Source organism: Morganella morganii (genome assembly GCF_019242955.1).
GTDB classification, from domain to species: Bacteria; Pseudomonadota; Gammaproteobacteria; order Enterobacterales; family Enterobacteriaceae; genus Morganella; species Morganella sibonii.
On the sequence record NZ_CP066129.1, the window covers coordinates 1279254 to 1298952 of the forward strand.

Annotated in this window: 13 protein-coding genes and 1 pseudogene; 7 read left to right on the plus strand and 7 right to left on the minus strand. The window is 54.0% G+C overall.

What is annotated here, in order from left to right; translation table 11 throughout:
* Position 1: 1 nt before the first annotated feature.
* Entirely contained in the window at positions 2 to 901 is a 900-nt protein-coding gene (locus JC793_RS05860) for a LysO family transporter (protein ID WP_166707308.1), read from the minus strand.
* Positions 902 to 1125: 224 nt separating this feature from the next.
* Between JC793_RS05860 and JC793_RS05865 the strand changes: the two genes are divergently transcribed.
* From JC793_RS05865 to macB, 3 genes and pseudogenes are all read left to right on the plus strand, one after another.
* A complete protein-coding gene (locus tag JC793_RS05865; protein ID WP_218427795.1) occupies positions 1126 to 2808 on the plus strand; it encodes an ATP-dependent nuclease in 1683 nt (560 codons plus the stop codon).
* Positions 2809 to 2850: 42 nt separating this feature from the next.
* Positions 2851 to 3934, plus strand: a pseudogene (macA, locus tag JC793_RS05870) (macrolide transporter subunit MacA).
* A 3-nt stretch (positions 3935 to 3937) separates the two neighbouring features.
* Complete coding sequence (macB, locus tag JC793_RS05875) at positions 3938 to 5884, plus strand: macrolide ABC transporter ATP-binding protein/permease MacB (protein ID WP_166707311.1); 1947 nt, start codon at positions 3938 to 3940, stop codon at positions 5882 to 5884.
* A gap of 120 nt (positions 5885 to 6004) precedes the next feature.
* Here the strand turns inward: macB and cspD are convergent, their stop codons facing one another.
* On the minus strand, positions 6005 to 6235 hold the full coding sequence (gene cspD, locus JC793_RS05880) for a cold shock domain-containing protein CspD (protein ID WP_046893902.1): 231 nt from the start codon (positions 6233 to 6235) through the stop codon (positions 6005 to 6007).
* Positions 6236 to 6492: 257 nt separating this feature from the next.
* On the opposite strand from cspD, the gene clpS reads away from it, so the two are divergent.
* Both clpS and clpA read left to right on the plus strand, forming a co-directional pair.
* On the plus strand, positions 6493 to 6813 hold the full coding sequence (gene clpS, locus JC793_RS05885; protein WP_046893824.1) for an ATP-dependent Clp protease adapter ClpS: 321 nt from the start codon (positions 6493 to 6495) through the stop codon (positions 6811 to 6813).
* Between the two features lie 33 nt (positions 6814 to 6846).
* Positions 6847 to 9132: an ATP-dependent Clp protease ATP-binding subunit ClpA gene (gene clpA / locus JC793_RS05890; RefSeq protein ID WP_166707312.1), complete on the plus strand. Its 2286-nt coding sequence runs from the start codon at positions 6847 to 6849 to the stop codon at positions 9130 to 9132.
* Between the two features lie 110 nt (positions 9133 to 9242).
* Here the strand turns inward: clpA and infA are convergent, their stop codons facing one another.
* The 5 genes from infA to trxB form a co-directional block, all read right to left on the minus strand.
* Entirely contained in the window at positions 9243 to 9461 is a 219-nt protein-coding gene (gene infA / locus JC793_RS05895) for a translation initiation factor IF-1 (protein ID WP_002211347.1), read from the minus strand.
* Between the two features lie 150 nt (positions 9462 to 9611).
* The gene (gene aat, locus JC793_RS05900; protein WP_218427797.1) at positions 9612 to 10331 is read right to left on the minus strand and encodes a leucyl/phenylalanyl-tRNA--protein transferase; all 720 of its coding nucleotides are present in this window, start codon (positions 10329 to 10331) and stop codon (positions 9612 to 9614) included.
* Positions 10309 to 12075: a heme ABC transporter ATP-binding protein/permease CydC gene (gene cydC / locus JC793_RS05905; protein WP_218427799.1), complete on the minus strand. Its 1767-nt coding sequence runs from the start codon at positions 12073 to 12075 to the stop codon at positions 10309 to 10311. The genes aat and cydC overlap by 23 nt, the downstream gene beginning before the upstream one ends.
* A 2-nt stretch (positions 12076 to 12077) precedes the next feature.
* Complete coding sequence (gene cydD / locus JC793_RS05910) at positions 12078 to 13847, minus strand: heme ABC transporter permease/ATP-binding protein CydD (protein WP_052926172.1); 1770 nt, start codon at positions 13845 to 13847, stop codon at positions 12078 to 12080.
* Positions 13848 to 13951: 104 nt separating this feature from the next.
* Positions 13952 to 14908, minus strand: a complete 957-nt coding sequence (trxB, locus tag JC793_RS05915) for a thioredoxin-disulfide reductase (RefSeq protein WP_046893828.1) — start codon at positions 14906 to 14908, stop codon at positions 13952 to 13954.
* A 559-nt stretch (positions 14909 to 15467) separates the two neighbouring features.
* Between trxB and lrp the strand changes: the two genes are divergently transcribed.
* A complete protein-coding gene (gene lrp, locus JC793_RS05920; protein ID WP_004235807.1) occupies positions 15468 to 15962 on the plus strand; it encodes a leucine-responsive transcriptional regulator Lrp in 495 nt (164 codons plus the stop codon).
* A 137-nt stretch (positions 15963 to 16099) separates the two neighbouring features.
* Entirely contained in the window at positions 16100 to 19690 is a 3591-nt protein-coding gene (locus JC793_RS05925) for a DNA translocase FtsK 4TM domain-containing protein (RefSeq protein ID WP_218427801.1), read from the plus strand.
* Positions 19691 to 19699 lie beyond the last annotated feature (9 nt).

Consider the following 19699-nt stretch of genomic DNA (forward strand, 5'->3'; position numbering starts at 1 on the left):
TTCAGGTAAACAGGGCTATCAGTACCGGTGCAAACAGACTGAGGACAAAGCCGTGCACAATCGCGGCCGGGACAATCGATACACCGCCGCTGCGCTGCAATACCGGCAGGGTAAAGTCCATCGTGGTGGCACCGCCGAGGCCGAGAGCGGCTGCACGGTGGCGGTTGATCAGCAGCGGGATCAGCATAATCGCGGCAATTTCCCGCGCCAGGTCGTTAAAGAAGCCGACACTGCCGAGTACCGGACCGAATGCGTCGGTCAGCAGAATACCGGACAGCGAATACCAGCCGAAGCCGGAAGAGAGCGCCATCCCGGTTTTGACCGGCAGCCCGGCAATCAGTGCCGCGAGCGCGCCGCCGAGCAGTGAGGTGGCTGCCACAATCAGGGAAACCAGCATACCGCGGCGGTTAATCAGGATCTGGCGCAGCGTCATACCGCTGTTGCGCAGCTGGATACCGACCAGGAACAGCAGAAAAATCAGGGCATATTCACTGGCGGCACCGGCAAAAGAGAGAAATGACCAGCCGAATAACCCGGTGGCAAAGCCAGCCAGCAGCACACCGCACAGTTGCAGTGACTCCAGCACCATATGCAGGCGGGAAGGCGGTTTTTGCTGTTTGTGAGCCGGGACCTGCCACGGGTATTTTTTGCCGTATAAAAACAATCCGGCAAGGTTACAGCCGAGTACCACCACCGAGAATGTCAGCGTGTACTGCACTATCACCAGCAGATTGGCGCCGAGGTTTTCCACCAGCGCCAGACTGATCCCCATCAGAAACAGTATCACATACACCATCGCGCTCAGACCGCGGCCGATGATTTTTTTCAGTGCCGTGTTGCTGACCGGGATGAGATAACCCGCAATAAGCGGTGCGAGAATAATTAATAACCCTGAGTACATGTGTGTTGTTTCCGTAAAATAATGCCGTCTTTCTTGTGTTCGTGTTAGTGTCTGATTAAAAAGCAGACGATTATAGCGGCATTCCCACCAGAATTGCTACGTATCCCTCTGTTTTCATGTTTAGTATAAGTCAAAACCGTTTTTATTTATTACATTGTGATAATACTTTATTGTGATCATTATTGTCATAACACAGGCGGTATCCGGCAAACAGTGAGGGAACTATGATTCTGGAAAGAGTGGAAATTCTGGGTTTTCGCGGTATAAACCGGCTGTCATTACCATTGACCGGCAATACGGTACTGATTGGTGAAAACGCGTGGGGGAAATCCAGTCTGCTGGATGCCCTGACCCTGACACTGTCACCGCAGGCACTGAATGCAAAATTTATCCTGAGCGACTTTTATCACGCCGCTGACAGTGAATCAGGACCTGTCCGTCACTTACAGATTGTTCTGATATTCCGTGAAACCCGGCCCGGACGTTACCGCTCCCGCCGTTTCCGTGAACTGGCGCCGCTGTGGCGCAGCAACGGGGATGAATATCAGCGGATCAACTACCGTGTCAGTGCCGATCTGGCGGATGACAACACGATTACCAGTCAGCGCACGTTTCTGGATGAAGCCGGTGAGCCGCTTCTGCCGGAAAAAACAGATACCTTTATCAGTGAAATTATCCGTCTTTATCCGGTGCTGCGTCTGCGTGATGCCCGCTTTATGCATGGCCTGAGAAAAGGAATGCCTGAATGTGAGGAGGAGGAGTGTGATCTCCGCATGCAGACAGAAACCTTTAATAACCGGATGGCGGATCTGACCCGCGCTCTGGTCAGCAATCCGCAAACACTCTCCAATGATGATTTGCAGGATGGCCTGGAAGCCATGAAACAGCTGCTCAGCCACTACTTTGCCGAACAGGGGGAGTATCTGCTGGATCGCCGTAAGGCGCGGCGGCTGAATATTGAGCCGCGCCAGCGGGCATGGCAGGCGCTGGAAGGAATTAACCGCGTGGTGGCCGGTCCCAATCAGCGTAATGTGCGGCTGATTATCCTCGGTATGTTTGCCGCGCTGCTTCAGTCCAACAGCGGGTTGAAACTCGATCCGTATGCCCGGCCGATCATCATCGTGGAAGATCCGGAAACCCGGCTGCATCCGATTATGCTGTCGGTGGCGTGGGGGCTGCTCAATCTGTTTTCTTTACAGCGTATTACCACCACCAACTCCGGTGAACTGCTTTCGCTGGTGCCTATTCATGATATCTGCCGCCTGGTGCGGGAATCCACACGTGTCGCTGCTTACCGGCTGGGGGAAAATCATCTGTCGCCGGAAGAACTGCGGCGTATCTCATTCCATATCCGCTTTAACCGTCCGTCCGCACTGTTTGCCCGCTGCTGGCTGCTGGTGGAGGGGGAAACGGAAATCTGGCTGATGAACGACCTGGCAAAACAGTGTAATTACTACTTTGAGACAGAAGGGATCAAGGTGATTGAGTTTGCCCAGTGCGGTCTTAAACCTTTGTTAAAGTTTGCCAACAAAATGGGTATAGAATGGCATACGCTGGTTGACGGCGATGAAGCCGGTAAGAAATACGCGGCCACCGCCGCACACTTCTCATCGGGGCTCAATGATGTTGAGCAGGACAGACTGACCCGTCTGCCCGCGCCGGACATGGAGCATTTTTTATATCGTGAGGGGTTCAGCCGCCTGTATCACAAGGTTGCGGATATCCCCGAGAATATTAAAATGCCGGCCCGCCGGGTGATTACCAAAGCGATTCACCGCACCTCGAAACCGGATCTGGCGATTGCGATTGCCAATAATGCCGCAGGCAGGGGTGTGGACTCTATCCCGCTGTTGCTGCGCCGGATGTTCTCCCGCGTGGCATGGCTCGCCAGAGGGCGGGCTAACTGAGGAAACAGGAATTCATGAGAGCAGTTTCAAAGAAAAAAAAAACTGACCGCCGGCATTCTGATCATTCTGATCGCCGGCGGTTTCTGGTTTTTTAACCGTGAAGATGCACCGGTCAGTTATATGACGGAGGATGTGCAGCGCGGGACACTGGAAAAAAAAAGTGATGGCCACCGGCAAACTGGATGCCTTGCAGAAGGTGGATGTCGGGGCGCAGGTTAACGGACAGTTGCAGACCCTGAATGTCAAAGAGGGAGATTTTGTTAAGAAGGGGGATCTGCTGGCCGTTATCGACCCGGTCAAAGCACAGAACGTGGTGATTGAGGCGGAGCAGACGGTCAGTGAAATCAGAGCACGGCTGAAGCAGGCAGAGGCGGAGTATGCTTTTGCACAAGCGACGTATCAGCGGCGGCTGGCGCTGTCAAAAACACAGGTTATTTCAAAGCAGGATGTGGATGAGGCACGGCGCAATATGGAAGTGCAGCGCGCGGCGATTGATACCAGTAAAGCCCAGCTGGCACGTAATCAGGCCACTCTGGATACCGCCCGTAATGATTTGCAGTACACCAATATCCGTGCACCGATGGACGGTGTGGTGACAGAGCTGAAAACATTACAGGGGCAGACGGTGATCGCGATGCAGCAGGCGCCGACCATTCTCTCCCTGGCGGATCTCGATACGATGCTGGTGAATGCGGAAGTCTCCGAGGCGGATGTGGTTTATCTGAAACCCGGCCAGAAAGCGACGTTCAGTGTACTGGGTGCGCCGGATAAATCCTTCAGCGGCGTGATCACCGATATCCTGCCGAAACCGCAGAAAATTAATGACGCCATTTTCTATTATGCGCGCTTTGAAGTACCCAATCCGCAGCACGTGCTGAAACTGGACATGACTGCCCAGGTGACCATTGCACTGGAAAACCGCGAAAATGTGCTGAAAATTCCGCTGGCGGCGCTGGGTAAAGAGATTTCCCCGACCGAATATGAAGTACAGGTACTGGTGAATGGTCAGCCGGAAACCCGGCAGGTGACACTCGGCACCCGTAATGATGTGGAAGCTGAGGTGGTAAAAGGTCTGTCGGAGCATGAGAAAGTGGTGACCGGCATTGATGACACCACAGCAGGATAATTCATGAGCGCATTATTAGAACTGCGGAATATTTACCGCCGTTATCCTTCCGGTGACAGCAGTGTCACGGTACTGGATGATGTCTCACTGACGATCAGTGCCGGTGAAATGGTGGCGATTGTCGGTCAGTCCGGCTCGGGGAAATCCACGCTGATGAATATCCTCGGCTGTCTGGACACGCCGAGTGACGGCCAGTATTTTGTCGCCGGAAAGAACACGGCAGAACTGAGCGGTGATGAGCTGGCGGCACTGCGCCGTGAGCATTTCGGCTTTATTTTCCAGCGCTATCATCTGTTATCCCACCTCAGTGCGGAACAGAATGTGGAAATGCCGGCCATTTATGCCGGACTGAGCGCCCGCGAGCGCCGCGAACGGGCAGCAGAGCTGTTGCAGCGTCTGGGGCTGGGTGAGCGGCTGATTTACCGGCCGGGGCAGCTTTCCGGCGGGCAGCAGCAGCGTGTCAGTATTGCCCGCGCGCTGATGAACGGCGGTGAAGTGATCCTCGCGGATGAACCGACCGGCGCGCTCGACAGCCAGTCGGGCAAAGAAGTGATGGCGATCCTCCACCAGCTCTGTGAGCAGGGGCATACGGTGATTATTGTCACCCATGACCCGGTCATTGCCGCACAGGCCGCGCGGATCATTGAAATCAAAGACGGGCATATTCTCAGTGACAGCGGGGCGGCAATCAATCCGCAGGCGAAAACCCCGGCGGCAAAACCCCGCCTGAAAAGCAGTGCGTTCAGCCGTTTCTTCGGCCGCTTTAATGAAGCGCTGCTGATGGCGTGGCGGGCGATGGTCGTCAACAAGATGCGGACACTGCTCACGATGCTGGGCATTATTATCGGGATTGCCTCCGTGGTGACCATTCTGGTGATTGGTGATGCCGCCAAAGCCCTCGTGCTGTCTGATATCAAATCCATCGGCACCAACACCATTTTTATCTATCCCGGCAAAGACTTCGGCAGTGATCCGGGACAGGATCTGCAATCCCTCAAACCCGGCGATGTGGATGTGATCCGCCGGCAGCCGTATGTCTATGCGGCTTCTGCGGAAATCGGGAGTAATGCGCGTCTGCGCCGCGGAAATATCGACTCCGCGGCCCGCATCACCGGGATCGGGCCGGACTTTTTCACGGTGTATGATATGCGTTTCGGCGAAGGGCGTGCATTCCCGCCTGAGATGTATGAACGCCGCTCTCAGGTTGTTATCATCGACATGAATACCAAACGCAAACTCTTTCCTCATCAGAAGAATGTGGTCGGGGAAACGCTGCTGGTGGGTAATATGCCCGCAACGGTGGTCGGCGTGATTGCGGATCGCAAGTCCATGTTCGGTAACTCGCAAACCTTACAGGTCTGGATGCCGTACACCACCCTGACCGGGCGGCTGATGCAGCGTAATTATCTGGATATGATCTCCGTGCGTATCCGTGACGGTTACAACACCAATAATACGGAAGAGCAACTGGTCCGGCTGATGACACTGCGCCACGGCAAACAGGATACCTTCACGTATAACCTCGACAGCATTGTGAAAACCGTGGATAAAACCACAACCACGATGCAGCTTTTCCTGACGCTGGTGGCGGTAATCTCACTGGTGGTCGGGGGGATTGGCGTGATGAATATCATGCTGGTGAGCGTGACAGAGCGTACCCGCGAAATCGGTATCCGTATGGCGGTCGGTGCACGGGCGGGGGATGTGATGCAGCAGTTTCTGATCGAGGCGGTGCTGGTGTGTCTGATGGGCGGCGCCATCGGCCTGGGACTCTCTTACTCCATTGCTTTTGCAGCTCAAATGGCACTGCCGGACTGGGAATTTGTCTTCCGGCCTGCGGCGATTGTCAGTGCGGTGCTTTGTTCAACCGCGATTGGGGTTATCTTTGGTTTCCTGCCGGCCAGGAATGCGGCCAAACTTGATCCTATCGATGCACTGGCGCGGGAATAGCCGCACACCGGCTGAAAATACGAATACGTCGCGGAATGACGATTGACATTACCGCGACGATCCGCATAATTTTGTAAAATACATGATTTTGTAAAATACAATGATTTGTAAAATACAGCGTTACGGCGCTGCGGTGTCGTCATCTTCAGTAACCGGAATAATCACACTGACGTGATGCCCTTTTGGTCCCTGAATGGTGTCATAATTCACTTTCTGACCCGCTTTCAGCGTGCGGTAGCCGTCCATCTGTATCGTCGAATAGTGGACAAAAATATCGTCACCACCGTCCGACGGACAGATAAACCCGAAACCCTTGGCGTTGTTGAACCACTTAACAGTACCTGTTTCCATACTGTTATCACCCTCATCTGTCAAACGATTGAAAAATGCTGCACAATGCGCCATATGATCCATAATACTCATAATGAAGTATCAGTATTACGCAGATATACTGGTTGCCTTGTACATTATTTATACTCTATTGAATTAGAGGGTGACGTCAAGCCTTTGTTGACGGCAAAACAGTATGGGTCTGTAAAGTCTGATAAAAATAACGCTGAGTATTGATACGCCTGCTGCGGCGTACGTTTTCTATAACCGGAATAGCAATGAGTCACTATCAATCTGAATCACAAACGGATGTCACGCTCAGGGAAAAAGAGCTGCAGAAGATACAGCCGCCTTCAATGTATAAGGTGGTTTTAAACAACGACGACTATACCCCTATGGACTTTGTGGTTGAAGTTTTGCAAAAGTTCTTTTCTTATAATGTTGATCGTGCGACGCAGATTATGCTCGACATCCATTACCAGGGAAAAGGGATCTGCGGGGTATTTACCGCTGAAATTGCGGAAATGAAAACAATATTGGTCAATACGTACGCGAAAGATAACGATCATCCGTTGCTGTGTACACTCGAGAAGGTATAAGAATACACTTTATTTCTCAGAATGGAGGTGCCTATGCTCAATCAAGAATTAGAGCTCAGTCTGAATATCGCCTTTGCCAAAGCAAGGGACAACCGGCATGAATTTATGACCGTAGAGCACCTGCTGCTGGCGTTGTTAGGTAACAAATCAGCCCGTGAGGCGCTGGAAGCCTGCCGTGTTAACCTGGCTGTTCTGCGTCAGGAACTCGAAAATTTTATTGAACAGACCACGCCGCTGCTGCCGGAAGGGGACGATCGCGAAACCCAGCCGACACTCAGTTTCCAGCGTGTCTTGCAGCGCGCCGTCTTCCATGTCCAGTCATCCGGCCGTAATGAAGTCAACGGCGCAAATGTGCTGGTGGCCATCTTCAGTGAGCAGGAGTCCCAGGGGGCGTATCTGCTGCGCAAGCATGATGTCAGTCGTCTGGATATTGTTAATTTCATCTCTCACGGCACCACCAAAGGTGAGGATGATAATGACAGCGGCCCGTCTTTTGATGAGCCGTCCCAGTCTGCCGCCGAAGAGAGCGGCAGCGGAGAGGACAGCCTGGATAACTTCACCTCCAACCTTAACGAACTGGCACGTAAAGGCCAGATTGATCCGCTGATCGGCCGTCAGGCAGAGCTGGAGCGCACGATTCAGGTGCTGTGCCGCCGCCGCAAGAACAACCCGCTGTTTGTCGGGGAGTCCGGCGTGGGTAAAACCGCGATTGCGGAAGGGCTCGCCTGGCGTATCGAACAGGATGACGTACCGGAAGTCATCAAAGGCTATACCATTTTCTCTCTGGATATCGGCTCACTGCTGGCAGGTACCAAATACCGCGGTGATTTCGAGAAACGCTTTAAAGCGCTGCTGAAAGTGCTGGAGAAAAACGAAAAAAGCATCCTGTTTATTGATGAGATCCACACCATCATTGGTGCCGGTGCGGCATCGGGCGGACAGGTGGATGCGGCTAACCTGATTAAACCGTTATTATCCAACGGGAAAATCCGGGTGATAGGCTCCACGACTTATCAGGAATTCAGCAATATCTTTGATAAAGATAAAGCGCTGACCCGCCGTTTCCAGAAAATTGATATCAACGAACCGACGGCTGATGAAACCGTACGCATCATCAACGGTCTGAAAGCCAAATATGAAGCGCACCACGATGTGCGTTACACCGCGAAAGCCGTTCAGGCGGCGGTGGATTTATCAGTGAAATACATCACTGACCGCCATCTGCCGGATAAAGCGATTGATGTTATCGATGAAGCCGGGGCAAGAACCCGTCTGATGCCGCTGAGCCGCCGTAAGAAAACCATCGGTGTCGGCGAAATCGAGGCGATTGTGGCGCGGATTGCGCGTATCCCGGAAAAAACCGTGTCCAGCAGTGATAAAGATCTGCTGCGCAACCTCGACAGCCGCCTGAAAATGCTGGTCTTCGGCCAGGACCCGGCGATTGATGCTCTGGCGGAATCCATCAAAATGAGCCGTGCGGGGCTGGGTAACGAGCATAAACCGATTGGTGCGTTCCTGCTGGCCGGTCCGACCGGGGTCGGTAAAACTGAAGTGACCGTACAGTTATCCAAAGCGATGGGGATCAAGCTGCTGCGTTTTGATATGTCCGAGTACATGGAGCGTCATACCGTCAGTCGTCTGATTGGTGCGCCTCCGGGATATGTCGGGTTTGATCAGGGCGGGCTGCTGACAGATGCGGTTATCAAGCATCCGTATTCGGTGGTTCTGCTGGATGAAATCGAAAAAGCGCATCCGGATGTCTTTAACCTGTTGTTACAGGTGATGGATAACGGGACGCTGACGGACAACAACGGGCGCAAAGCGGATTTCCGTAATGTGATCCTGGTGATGACCACCAACGCCGGTGTGCGTGAAACCCAGCGTAAAGCCATCGGCTTTACCGAGCAGGACAACAGCACTGACGCGATGGCGGAAATCAAGCGGGTCTTCACACCGGAGTTCCGTAACCGTCTGGACGGCATTGTCTGGTTTAATGCACTGTCGCAGCCGATTATCGCCCAGGTGGTCGACAAATTTATTGTTGAACTCCAGGCGCAGCTGGATGCGAAAGGCGTTTCCATTGAAGTGTCTGCCCGTGCCCGCTCATGGCTGGCAGAAAAAGGGTATGACCCGGCAATGGGCGCACGTCCGATGGCCCGTGTGATCCAGGATAAACTGAAAAAACCGCTGGCAAACGAATTACTGTTCGGTGAGCTGGTGAACGGCGGTTCGGTGATTATCGATCTTGATAAGAAGAAAGATGATCTGACTTACCGTTTCAGTGCCCTGAAAGAGAAATCCGGTGACCCGGTAGCCTGATGGCAGAGCAGTACTGAGACAAACAGTACAGACATAAAAACGATCACCACAGGACGCGCACTTCGGTGCGTTGCCTGTGGTGTCTTTTTATGAGGCGTGGCCTGCAGGGATCAGCGGCTACGGAAGACGATACGGCCTTTGCTCAGGTCATATGGGGTCAGTTCTACTGTAACCTTGTCGCCTGTCAGGATGCGGATATAGTTTTTACGCATTTTACCGGAGATATGTGCAGTCACAACGTGTCCGTTTTCCAGTTCCACACGGAACATCGTGTTCGGCAGTGTATCTAACACAGTGCCTTGCATTTCAATATTGTCTTCTTTGGCCATCTAATCCTCTAATGTTAATAACCAGTATTTTCAAACCGCAAGATAATGCCGAAAAACCGGGATTATGTAAAGGAATGATATTTTTTAAGCACCGTGTCTGAAACATAAAACGGGCTGAAACATACCATTTCCTGTTGCTTTGCAGCGATTTTATAAAAAAGGCGGCAGTTGTGACGGCACCGGACGTGCTAATGTCTGCGGCTGCCAGCATGACTGCGGTAAATGATTATCGCGCAGCTGATACAGCTGACGGATAAACGTCTGCCGCGGGATCTCCCGCGCACCCAGTGATCCGGTGTAATGATTCAGTATCTGACAATCAAACATCGCGCCGCCGTGGCCGGTAAAATGGGCGAAAAATGTCATAAAAGCAATTTTTGACCCGTTGCTGACACGGCTGAACATCGACTCTCCGCAGAACAGCGATCCGGTGTTCAGACCATACAGCCCGCCGACCAGCGCGTCATCATCCCACACTTCGGCGGAATGAGCACGTCCTGCCTGATGCAGTCGTATATAAGCGGCAACAATATCCTCACCTATCCAGGTACCTTCATCCCGCTCTGTACAGGCGCGGATGACCTGGTCAAAGGCATGATTGAGCGTGACCCGGTAAGGGTGTTTTTTCAGAATTTTGTGCAGTGAACGGCTGACATGCAGCTCTTCCGGGTACAATACCGCACGCGGGTCCGGTGACCACCACAAAATGGGCTCACCGGGCGAATACCACGGAAAAATACCTTCCCGGTATGCCAGCAGCAACCGGGCGGGGGAGAGATCCCCGCCGGTGGCCAGCAATCCGTCCGGATCGGTCAGCGCGTGCTCAACCGGCGGAAAGAGAAGTTCCTCATTCAGCTGATAGAATGGCATCTGATTCCCCGGTCATGGCCGGCATACGGTTCACAAACTGATAATAACGGCCTCTGCGCGCCAGCAGCGCGTCGTGAGTGCCTTGTTCGGCTATCTGCCCGCCATCCATCACGCACAGCGTGTCCATGTGTTCCAGGCCCTGTAAACGGTGGGTGATAATAAGCATCGTCCGGTCGCGGCCGATTTCCCGCAGCAGAGCGAGAATATGCTGCTCAGTATCCGCATCAAGCCCTTCTGTCGGTTCATCGAGCAGCAGGAACGGCGCATTGTGGAGCAGGGCACGGGCGATCCCGAGACGACGCTGCTCACCGCCGGAGAGCAGACGCCCGCCTTCACCGATCCAGGCATTCAGTCCCTGGTCGTTATCCAGCAGGTTTTCCAGTCCGACCTGGGCCAGTACCGCATTCAGCTGCGCATCTGCTGCTTCATTATCCCCGATCCGCAGATTGCCGCGCAGTGTGTTATTGAACACATGAATACGTTGCGGAACGACGGCCATCAGCGACCGGAGTGTATTTTCATCATAAGCGGCAATCGGCTGGTCATTCAGGCGGATTTCACCCTCACTGACATCCCATGCACGGGTCAGCAACTGCAACAGGGTGGATTTCCCGCAGCCGGTTTTGCCGAGCAGAGCGAGATGTTCCCCGGCGCGGAGAGTCAGGGAGATATCTTTCAGCACCGGCAGCGGTTGTCCCGGATAGGTAAAACCAACGCCGCTGAGGCTGACACTGACCTGTGCGGATGCCGCCGGACCGGTGGCCGGGAAGGTGACTTCCGGTTTGGTGTCAACAATCTGCGAGACGCGCTCAGCAGAGGTCATTACCTGGCCGAGATGCTGGAACGCGACCGCAACCGGGCCTAATGCTTCAAATGCCGCCAGCGCACAGAATACAAACAGAGCGATAATGGCTCCGCCCTCACGGTACGGCCAGCTGACCCCGGAGGCCATCCACAGCATCAGTGCAACAGCAAACCCGGTTGCCAGAATAATCACCGCCTGGGAAAGCCCTGTCAGCCCGGCCTGGCGCTGCTGCTGTATCAGCCAGCGCTGTTCGGTCTCTGCCAGTTGCTCACGGAAACGGGACTGCGCGCCAAAAATGGTCAGTTCAGCCTGTCCCTGCAATGCACTGGTCAGCAGGGTGCGGTATTGCGCCCGCAGTGTTGTCAGCTGTATGCCTATTGGCTTACCGGCAGAGTAGAACACCACCGGCAGGGCAAACAGCAGGAAGGTCATAAACCCGCCCAGTGCATATGCGAGAGTCAGATCGAGAAAACCCAGTCCGAATGTCAGGACCGCAATCACCACCAGCGCGGCAACAATCGGAGAAATGACCCGCAGATAGAGATGATCCAGCGTTTCCACATCCCCGACCAGCCGGTTGAGCAATTCTCCCTGACGGAATCGGGCGATGCCGCCCGGTGTCAGCGGCAGGATTTTTTCAAAGGCAAACACCCGCAGATGTTTCAGCACACGGAACGTGGCATTGTGGCTGACCAGCCGTTCCGCATAGCGTCCGGCAGTACGGGAGATAGCCGCACCGCGCACCCCGGCGGCAGGCAGCATATAGTTAAAAAAGGCAATCCCCGGCACACCGGCAATCGCCGTTCCGGCCAGGAACCAGCCGGACAGCGTCAGCAGGCCGATACTGGCGAGCAGGGTGGCAATCGCCAGCAGTATCCCGAGCGTCAGCAGGAACCAGTGGCGGCGGTAGAGGGCTAAAAACGGCAGTAAAACACGCATAATTACAGATCCCCCGTCCGGTGTGACAACAGCTGTGCAAAGGCACCCTGCTGCTGTTGCAGGGCGGCATAGCTTCCCTGTTCAGTAATCAGACCTTTATCCATCACCCAGACTTCATCGTAGTCACGGGTCTCTTCCAGCAGATGCGTCACCAGCAGGGTTGTCTGCTGACGGGCGGCATCATTCAGGGCATGCATCACACGCTCCTCACTGTGCGCGTCCAGGCTGGCGGACGGCTCATCCAGCAGCAGCAGATGACACGGATTGAGCAGGGCACGCGCCACGGCAATCCGTTGCGCCTGGCCGACAGAGAGCCGGGCGGCATTATCCCCGACCACGGTATTCACACCGTCAGGCAGGGAACCGATAAAGTCGGTCACATAGGCTTTTTCCATCACCGCATTGATTTCTTCCTGAGCGGCATCCGGACGGCTCAGGCGGATATTGTCCAGAATGGTTTGTTCCGGCAGATGCGGGTTTTGTCCCACCCAGCTCAGTTGCGCCCGCCAGCTTTCCGGGCGGATGTCACGCAGTTCCTGCTGATTAATCCGGATACTGCCTTCATACGGCAGAAAACCGAGCAGCAGATTGAGTAGTGAGCTTTTTCCTGCACCACTCTGGCCGACAAGCGCGATACGCTGCCCGGCATTCAGGGTGAAGGTCAGCGGCCCGGCCAGTTTTTCCCCGGACGGGGCAAAAATCACCAGATCGGTTGCCGTGACAGAAATCTGCTCTGCCGGTGCCAGCGGTTCGGTGCCCGGTAATTCATCCGCATTATTCTCCGCAGATAACAGGGTTACCAGCGATTCCGCGGCTCCGACGGCCTGTGCTTTGGCGTGGTAGTAGGTGCCGAGGTCGCGCAGCGGCTGGAAAAACTCCGGCGCCAGGATCAGGGCGATAAACCCGGCAAACAGCGTGACGCCCACGCCGTAACTGCCGAAATTCAGTTCGCCGAGATAGGAGAAACCAAAATAGACCGCGACCACCGCAATCGAAATCGCCGCGAAAAACTCCAGTACGGCGGAGGAAAGGAACGCCATGCGCAGCACTTCCATGGTGCGCGAACGGAAATCTTCGGTAGCGTCATCAATCTGTTTCACTTCCTCACGGCCGCGGTGGAAAAAGCGGATGGTTTCCAGCCCGCGCAGACGGTCGAGAAAATCGCCGCTCAGACGGCTCAGTGCCAGGAAGTTACGGCGGTTGGCATCGGCGGCCCCTAAGCCGACCAGTGCCATAAAGACGGGGATCAGCGGTGCCGTTACCAGCAGAATCAGCGCTGCAACCCAGTTGATCGGGAACAGGGTGATCAGAATCATCAGCGGAATGATGGCGGACAGCGTCATCTGCGGCAGATAGCGGGAATAGTAATCCTGCATATCGTCAATCTGTTCGAGAATAATGGTCGCCCAGCTGCCTGCCGGTTTGCCTTTTACCCGGACCGGGCCGAGTTGTTCCAGTTTATCCAGCACAGTACGGCGGATCTCACGTCTTACCACCTGCCCGCAGATAAACCCGACCCGTTCGCGGATCGCAGCGACAACTGCGCGGGCAATAAACAGTATGATTAGTACAGTGAACGGAGTGAGGAGCTGTTCGCGGGGCGTATGCTCCATGATGAGGGACTGAAGGAGAACAGCGAGGCACCAGGCCTGGCCGATAATCAGTAAACCGCTGAGTACACCCAGCAACATCGAGAGGCGCAACCATCGCCGTGCCGGTGCCGCCTGATGCTTTAACCAGCGGACGAGTTCTGACTGTCTTGATTTATCCATTTTTTCTGTATGCAGGTGATAAGTAAAAATTTGGCTGAAATCAGCAGGATAATGCCATGGTACACGAAAAGGCGCTACAGATATAGCGCCCTGATAATGCAGGATTATTTGTCAGCGAGGCTGTCAAGATAGCGCTCGGCATCCAGTGCGGCCATGCACCCGGTTCCCGCGGAGGTAATCGCCTGGCGGTAGACATGATCCATCACGTCACCGGCGGCAAACACACCCGGCACAGATGTCTGAGTAGCATTGCCGTGTGTGCCGGACTGAACACGGATATAGCCGTTTTCCAGATCCAGATGTCCTTCAAAAATACCGGTATTCGGGCTGTGGCCGATAGCGATAAAGCAGCCCATCACCGGCAGCTCTTCCGTTGCATCACTTTGGGTATCACGCAGACGGACAGCGGTCACGCCCATCTGGTCACCGAGCACTTCATCCAGTGTGCGGTCAGTATGCAGAACGATATTTCCGTTCTCCACTTTGTCCATCAGACGGCTGATCAGGATTTTTTCCGCACGGAAGCTGTCACGGCGGTGGATCAGATGCACTTCTGACGCGATATTGGAGAGATACAGCGCCTCTTCCACAGCGGTGTTTCCGCCGCCGACAACCGCCACTTTCTGGTTACGGTAGAAAAAGCCGTCACAGGTGGCGCAGGCAGACACACCACGGCCTTTGAAAGCGTCTTCTGACGGCAGGCCGATATAACGGGCGGATGCGCCTGTGGCGATAATCAGTGCGTCACAGGTGTAGGTATTTTCCCCGGTCAGGGTAAACGGACGTTTGCTGAAATCCACTTCCGTGATGTAATCGTTGATGATTTCAGTCTCAAATTTTTCAGCATGCGCCTGCATACGTTCCATCAGACCCGGTCCGGTCAGACCTTCCGGGTCTCCCGGCCAGTTTTCCACATCAGTGGTGGTGGTTAACTGGCCGCCGACTTCAACCCCGGTAATCAGCACCGGTTTTAAATTCGCCCGTGCCGCATAAACGGCAGCGGTATATCCGGCAGGGCCGGAACCCAGAATAATTAATTTACTGTGTCGGGTTGCGTTCATGAACACCTCATTAACAAAATGGCAAAAAAGCGTGTACAGGATTGTAGGAGAAACGGGGGGTTAAAAAAAGGAATAAAAACGGCAGAGCACAAAATCGAAATGAGCCGGAAATGAGTCGGTTTTCAGGTTATTGTACGAAAAAATGATTATTCAGAAGATTCCTAAGTTGTTTGAATATCACACCAAAAGCACGCTGTATTTGTCAGCGAAACGTTTTTCTGCCATTTTCTTCAACAGGTTGTTCTGATTTTTGTTCATTTGCTTTGACAATCGGCTGCGCATTTGCGAAAACATCAGTGTAAGAGATTTTTATCCGTCAGGTTAATACATCCTGTTACACCGGCGATGTGTTTGTCCTGATGACGAAGCGTGGTAATTTCAGCTTACGACTACAGCGATAATAATCTGAATGTTCCGGTAAACTGGCGCCGGTTGCGTATTCTTATAATCAGAAATGCAAAGATTAGCCTGAAAACATGTTTTCCGATGCTGATTTTGTTCTGTCAGGTAAGGGAAGTGTTATGGGTGTGGGAAAATAGTAAATAAGAGAGATAACGAGATGATTGATAACAAAAAGCGTCCGGGTAAAGATCTTGACAGAATCGACAGGAATATTCTTAACGAATTGCAGAAAGATGGCCGTATCTCTAACGTCGAACTCTCCAAACGTGTGGGTCTGTCACCGACTCCGTGTCTGGAACGTGTCCGTCGTTTAGAGCGTCAGGGCTTTATCACCGGGTATACCGCACTGCTGAATCCGCACTATCTGGATGCATCCCTGCTGGTATTCGTGGAAATTACCCTTAACCGCGGCGCTCCGGATGTCTTTGAGCAATTCAACACTGCAGTTCAGAAGCTGGAAGAGATTCAGGAATGTCACCTGGTTTCCGGTGATTTTGACTACCTGTTGAAAACTCGTGTGCCGGACATGTCCGCTTACCGCAAACTGCTGGGTGAAACTCTTCTGCGTCTGCCGGGCGTGAATGACACCCGCACCTATGTGGTGATGGAAGAGGTCAAACAAAGTAACCGTCTGGTCATCAAGACCCGTTAATTTGTTTCCTGCGTCATGTGCAAAACGGGATAAATCAGGTACACTCCTGTTTATGCATACAGTTTCAACGCTGAGCTACCCTCAGCGTTGTTCCGTTTTACTGACAGGAAAAACCGGACGTTGCGTCAGGAAATGAGATGAGCCAGGAATATACAGAAGACAAACACATTAAATTCAGAAAAATCAGCAGCGGCCGCCGGTTGCTGGAAGCCGTCCTTATTGTGATCGGGTTGTGCGCCGTCTTTCTGCTGGTTGCCCTTTTATCGTTTAATCCGTCAGACCCGAGCTGGTCCCAGACAAACTGGCATGAGCCGGTGAAAAATCTGGCCGGCAGTATCGGTGCCTGGTTTGCGGATATTCTTTTTTCCGCCTTTGGCATACTGGCTTACACCGTTCCCCCGCTGATGATTCTGGGGTGCTGGTCGGCCTTCCGCAGTAATGAAAATAAAGATTACGTAGACTTTTTCTCACTCTCGATGCGTATCATCGGGGGACTGACCCTTATCCTCTCATCCTGTGCACTCGCCTCCCTGAATGTGGATGATATGCAGAACTTTGCTGCGGGCGGGGTGATAGGCAGTTTATTCAGTTCGGCACTGATGCCGTGGTTTAATGCACTCGGTGCGACACTCGCGCTGCTCAGTCTGTGGGCGGTTGGCCTGATGCTGCTGACCGGCTGGTCGTGGATCACTATCGCCGAGAAAACCGGCGCGGCCGTTCTTTCACCGATTACCTTCCTCACCAATCATTCCCGTGACCGTTATGACGACCAGTATGACGATCAATATTACGACGACCGTGAGTATGAGGATGATGACGAATACGATGATGACGAAGACGCTGATGAGCAAAAAGCGCACAGCAGCGTACCGCAAACAGCGGCTGCCGCTGCGGCACTGACTGCCGTTGCGCCTGACAGTGATGCACAGACTCAGACCGCACAGTACCGTGAATACGATGATGAGGATGATGTGTTGTTTTCCGCGCCGAATGCGGCGGAACTGGCTAAGCAGACTCATTATGATGATCCCGCTGAAAGCACAGACCCGCTGCTGACACCGGAACACCCTGTTTCTGCATTCCCGGAAACCGTGAATGAACCGGTGGTGCCCGCAGTACAGCATATCCCCGCACAGGAACCGGCAACAGCGGAACCTGAAAGACAGGAACACACTGAGTCTGCTGCGGATGACGCTGAACACTACCGTTTTGATGTTCCGGACGCTTACCGGACAACGTTTGATCCGAATACGCCGATTCACGTGCCGGATGTTCAGCCTGAACCTGAACCGGCACCGCCGCAATGGGAAAACCCGTATGCAGAAAGCGGCCGCACTGAACCGGTCTTTACGTTCGGTTTACCCGATTCTGCGGATTTGGATGATAACAGCAGCGCGCATCTGAGTTCCGCGGCTGCCGCCGCGGCAGCTTTTGGTGCGGCACAGATCAAACAGGGGCTGGGCCCTGAACTGCCGCGTCCGAACCCGGTGCGTCTTCCGACCCGGCGTGAACTTTACGGCATCCGTATTCCGTCTCAGCGTGATGCGGAACTTGAGCGTCTGCGCCGTGAGCAGGATGAATTTGCGCAGCAGCATCAGCCGGAACAACCGGCAGCACAGACAGAGCCGGATGAAGACGACCTATTACAGGCGCGTCTGCGTGATGAGTTTATGACGCAGCAGCGCAGCCGCTATGGTGATGATGATGCGGATATGCCGCCGGCAGCAGAGCCGGCAGCGAGCGCACCGGAAATCACCGCAGGGACCTCCTCTGCCTTTATCCCTGCGTCGTCCGCTTATCAGACTCCGGTTAATCATCACTCTTTTGCCTCTGTATCACCGGTGGCGGATGTTCACACTGTGACAACAGAAGACGATGAAGACGAGCAGGAATCTGAGCGCCTTCAGGCTCAGTTTATGCAGATGCAGCAACAACGTTACAGCGGGCAGGCTGATGCGATTTTATCAGACCTGGCCGAACTGAAGGCATTCTCCCCGGTGGACGATCTGGTCAACCCGGAACCGGCAGAGCCGCTGTTTATCCCGACACCGGTCACCGCGCCTGTTGCTGAACCGGCTCCGGTTTATCAGGCACCACAGACGCCGGTACAGAGCGCTGAGCCTGTTGCCGCACCGCAGCAGAATCCGGCACCGGTCAGTTCACAGGAAACACAGTTACAAAAACAGATGGAAGAGAGCCTGTTCCATCCGTTCCTGATCCGCAATGATCAGCCGCTGCCGAAATCCACCACGCCGATGCCGTCTCTTGATTTACTGGCCTCACCGCCGGATACCATTGAGCCGGTGGATGAATTCGCTATGGAACAGACTGCACGCCTGATCGAAGCGCGTCTGAATGATTTCCGTATCAAAGCCCGCGTGGTCGGTTATGAACCGGGGCCGGTGATCACCCGTTTTGAACTGGATCTGGCACCGGGCGTGAAAGCCTCGCGTATTTCTAACCTGTCCCGTGACCTTGCGCGTTCACTCTCCACTGTTGCGGTTCGTGTGGTGGAAGTGATTCCGGGTAAGCCGTATGTGGGCCTGGAACTGCCGAACGAAAAACGTCAGACCGTCTATCTGCGTGAAGTGCTGGATTGTGACGAATTCCGTGACACGCCGTCACCGCTCTCGGTGGTGCTGGGGAAAGATATCTCCGGTCAGCCGGTGGTGGCGGATCTGGGTAAGATGCCGCATCTGCTGGTTGCCGGTACAACGGGCTCCGGTAAATCAGTCGGCGTAAACGCCATGATTATCAGTATTCTGTATAAAGCGAAACCGGAAGACGTCCGCTTTATCATGATCGACCCGAAAATGCTGGAACTCTCTGTTTATGAAGGTATTCCGCACCTGCTGACCCAGGTGGTAACCGACATGAAAGATGCCGCCAATGCTCTCGGCTGGTGTGTGGCGGAAATGGAGCGTCGCTATAAACTGATGTCAGCGCTCGGGGTGCGTAACCTCGCGGGTTATAACGAAAAAATTCTGATGGCGGAATCCATGGGACGGCCGATTCCGGACCCGTTCTGGAAACCGACAGACAGCATGGAAATGACGCACCCGGTTCTGAAAAAAGAGCCGTATATCGTGGTCATGGTGGATGAATTTGCTGACCTGATGATGACCGCCGGTAAAAAAGTGGAAGAACACATTGCCCGCCTGGCGCAGAAAGCTCGTGCAGCAGGTATCCACCTGGTACTGGCGACGCAGCGTCCGTCTGTGGATGTGATCACCGGCCTGATTAAAGCCAACATCCCGACCCGTATTGCCTTTACTGTATCCAGTAAAATTGACTCCCGGACTATCCTCGACCAGGGCGGTGCGGAATCGCTGCTGGGGAACGGGGATATGCTCTATCTGCCGCAGGGGGCTAATGCGCCGCTGCGTGTTCACGGCGCATTTGTCCGTGACCAGGAAGTTCATGATGTGGTGAATGACTGGAAAGCCCGCGGGCGTCCGGAATATATCGATAACATCACCCGTGGCGGTGAGGACGGCGAAGGCGGCAGTTCTGTCAGCGGGGAAGATCTGGATCCGCTGTTCGATCAGGCGGTACAATTCGTCACAGAAAAACAGCGGGTGTCCATTTCCGGTGTCCAGCGTCAGTTCCGGATCGGTTATAACCGGGCGGCACGGATTGTGGAAGAAATGGAAGAACAGGGCATTGTCAGTGAACCGGGCCATAACGGCAACCGTGAAGTCCTGGCACCGTCCTCAAATAACTTTTAATGACACCGC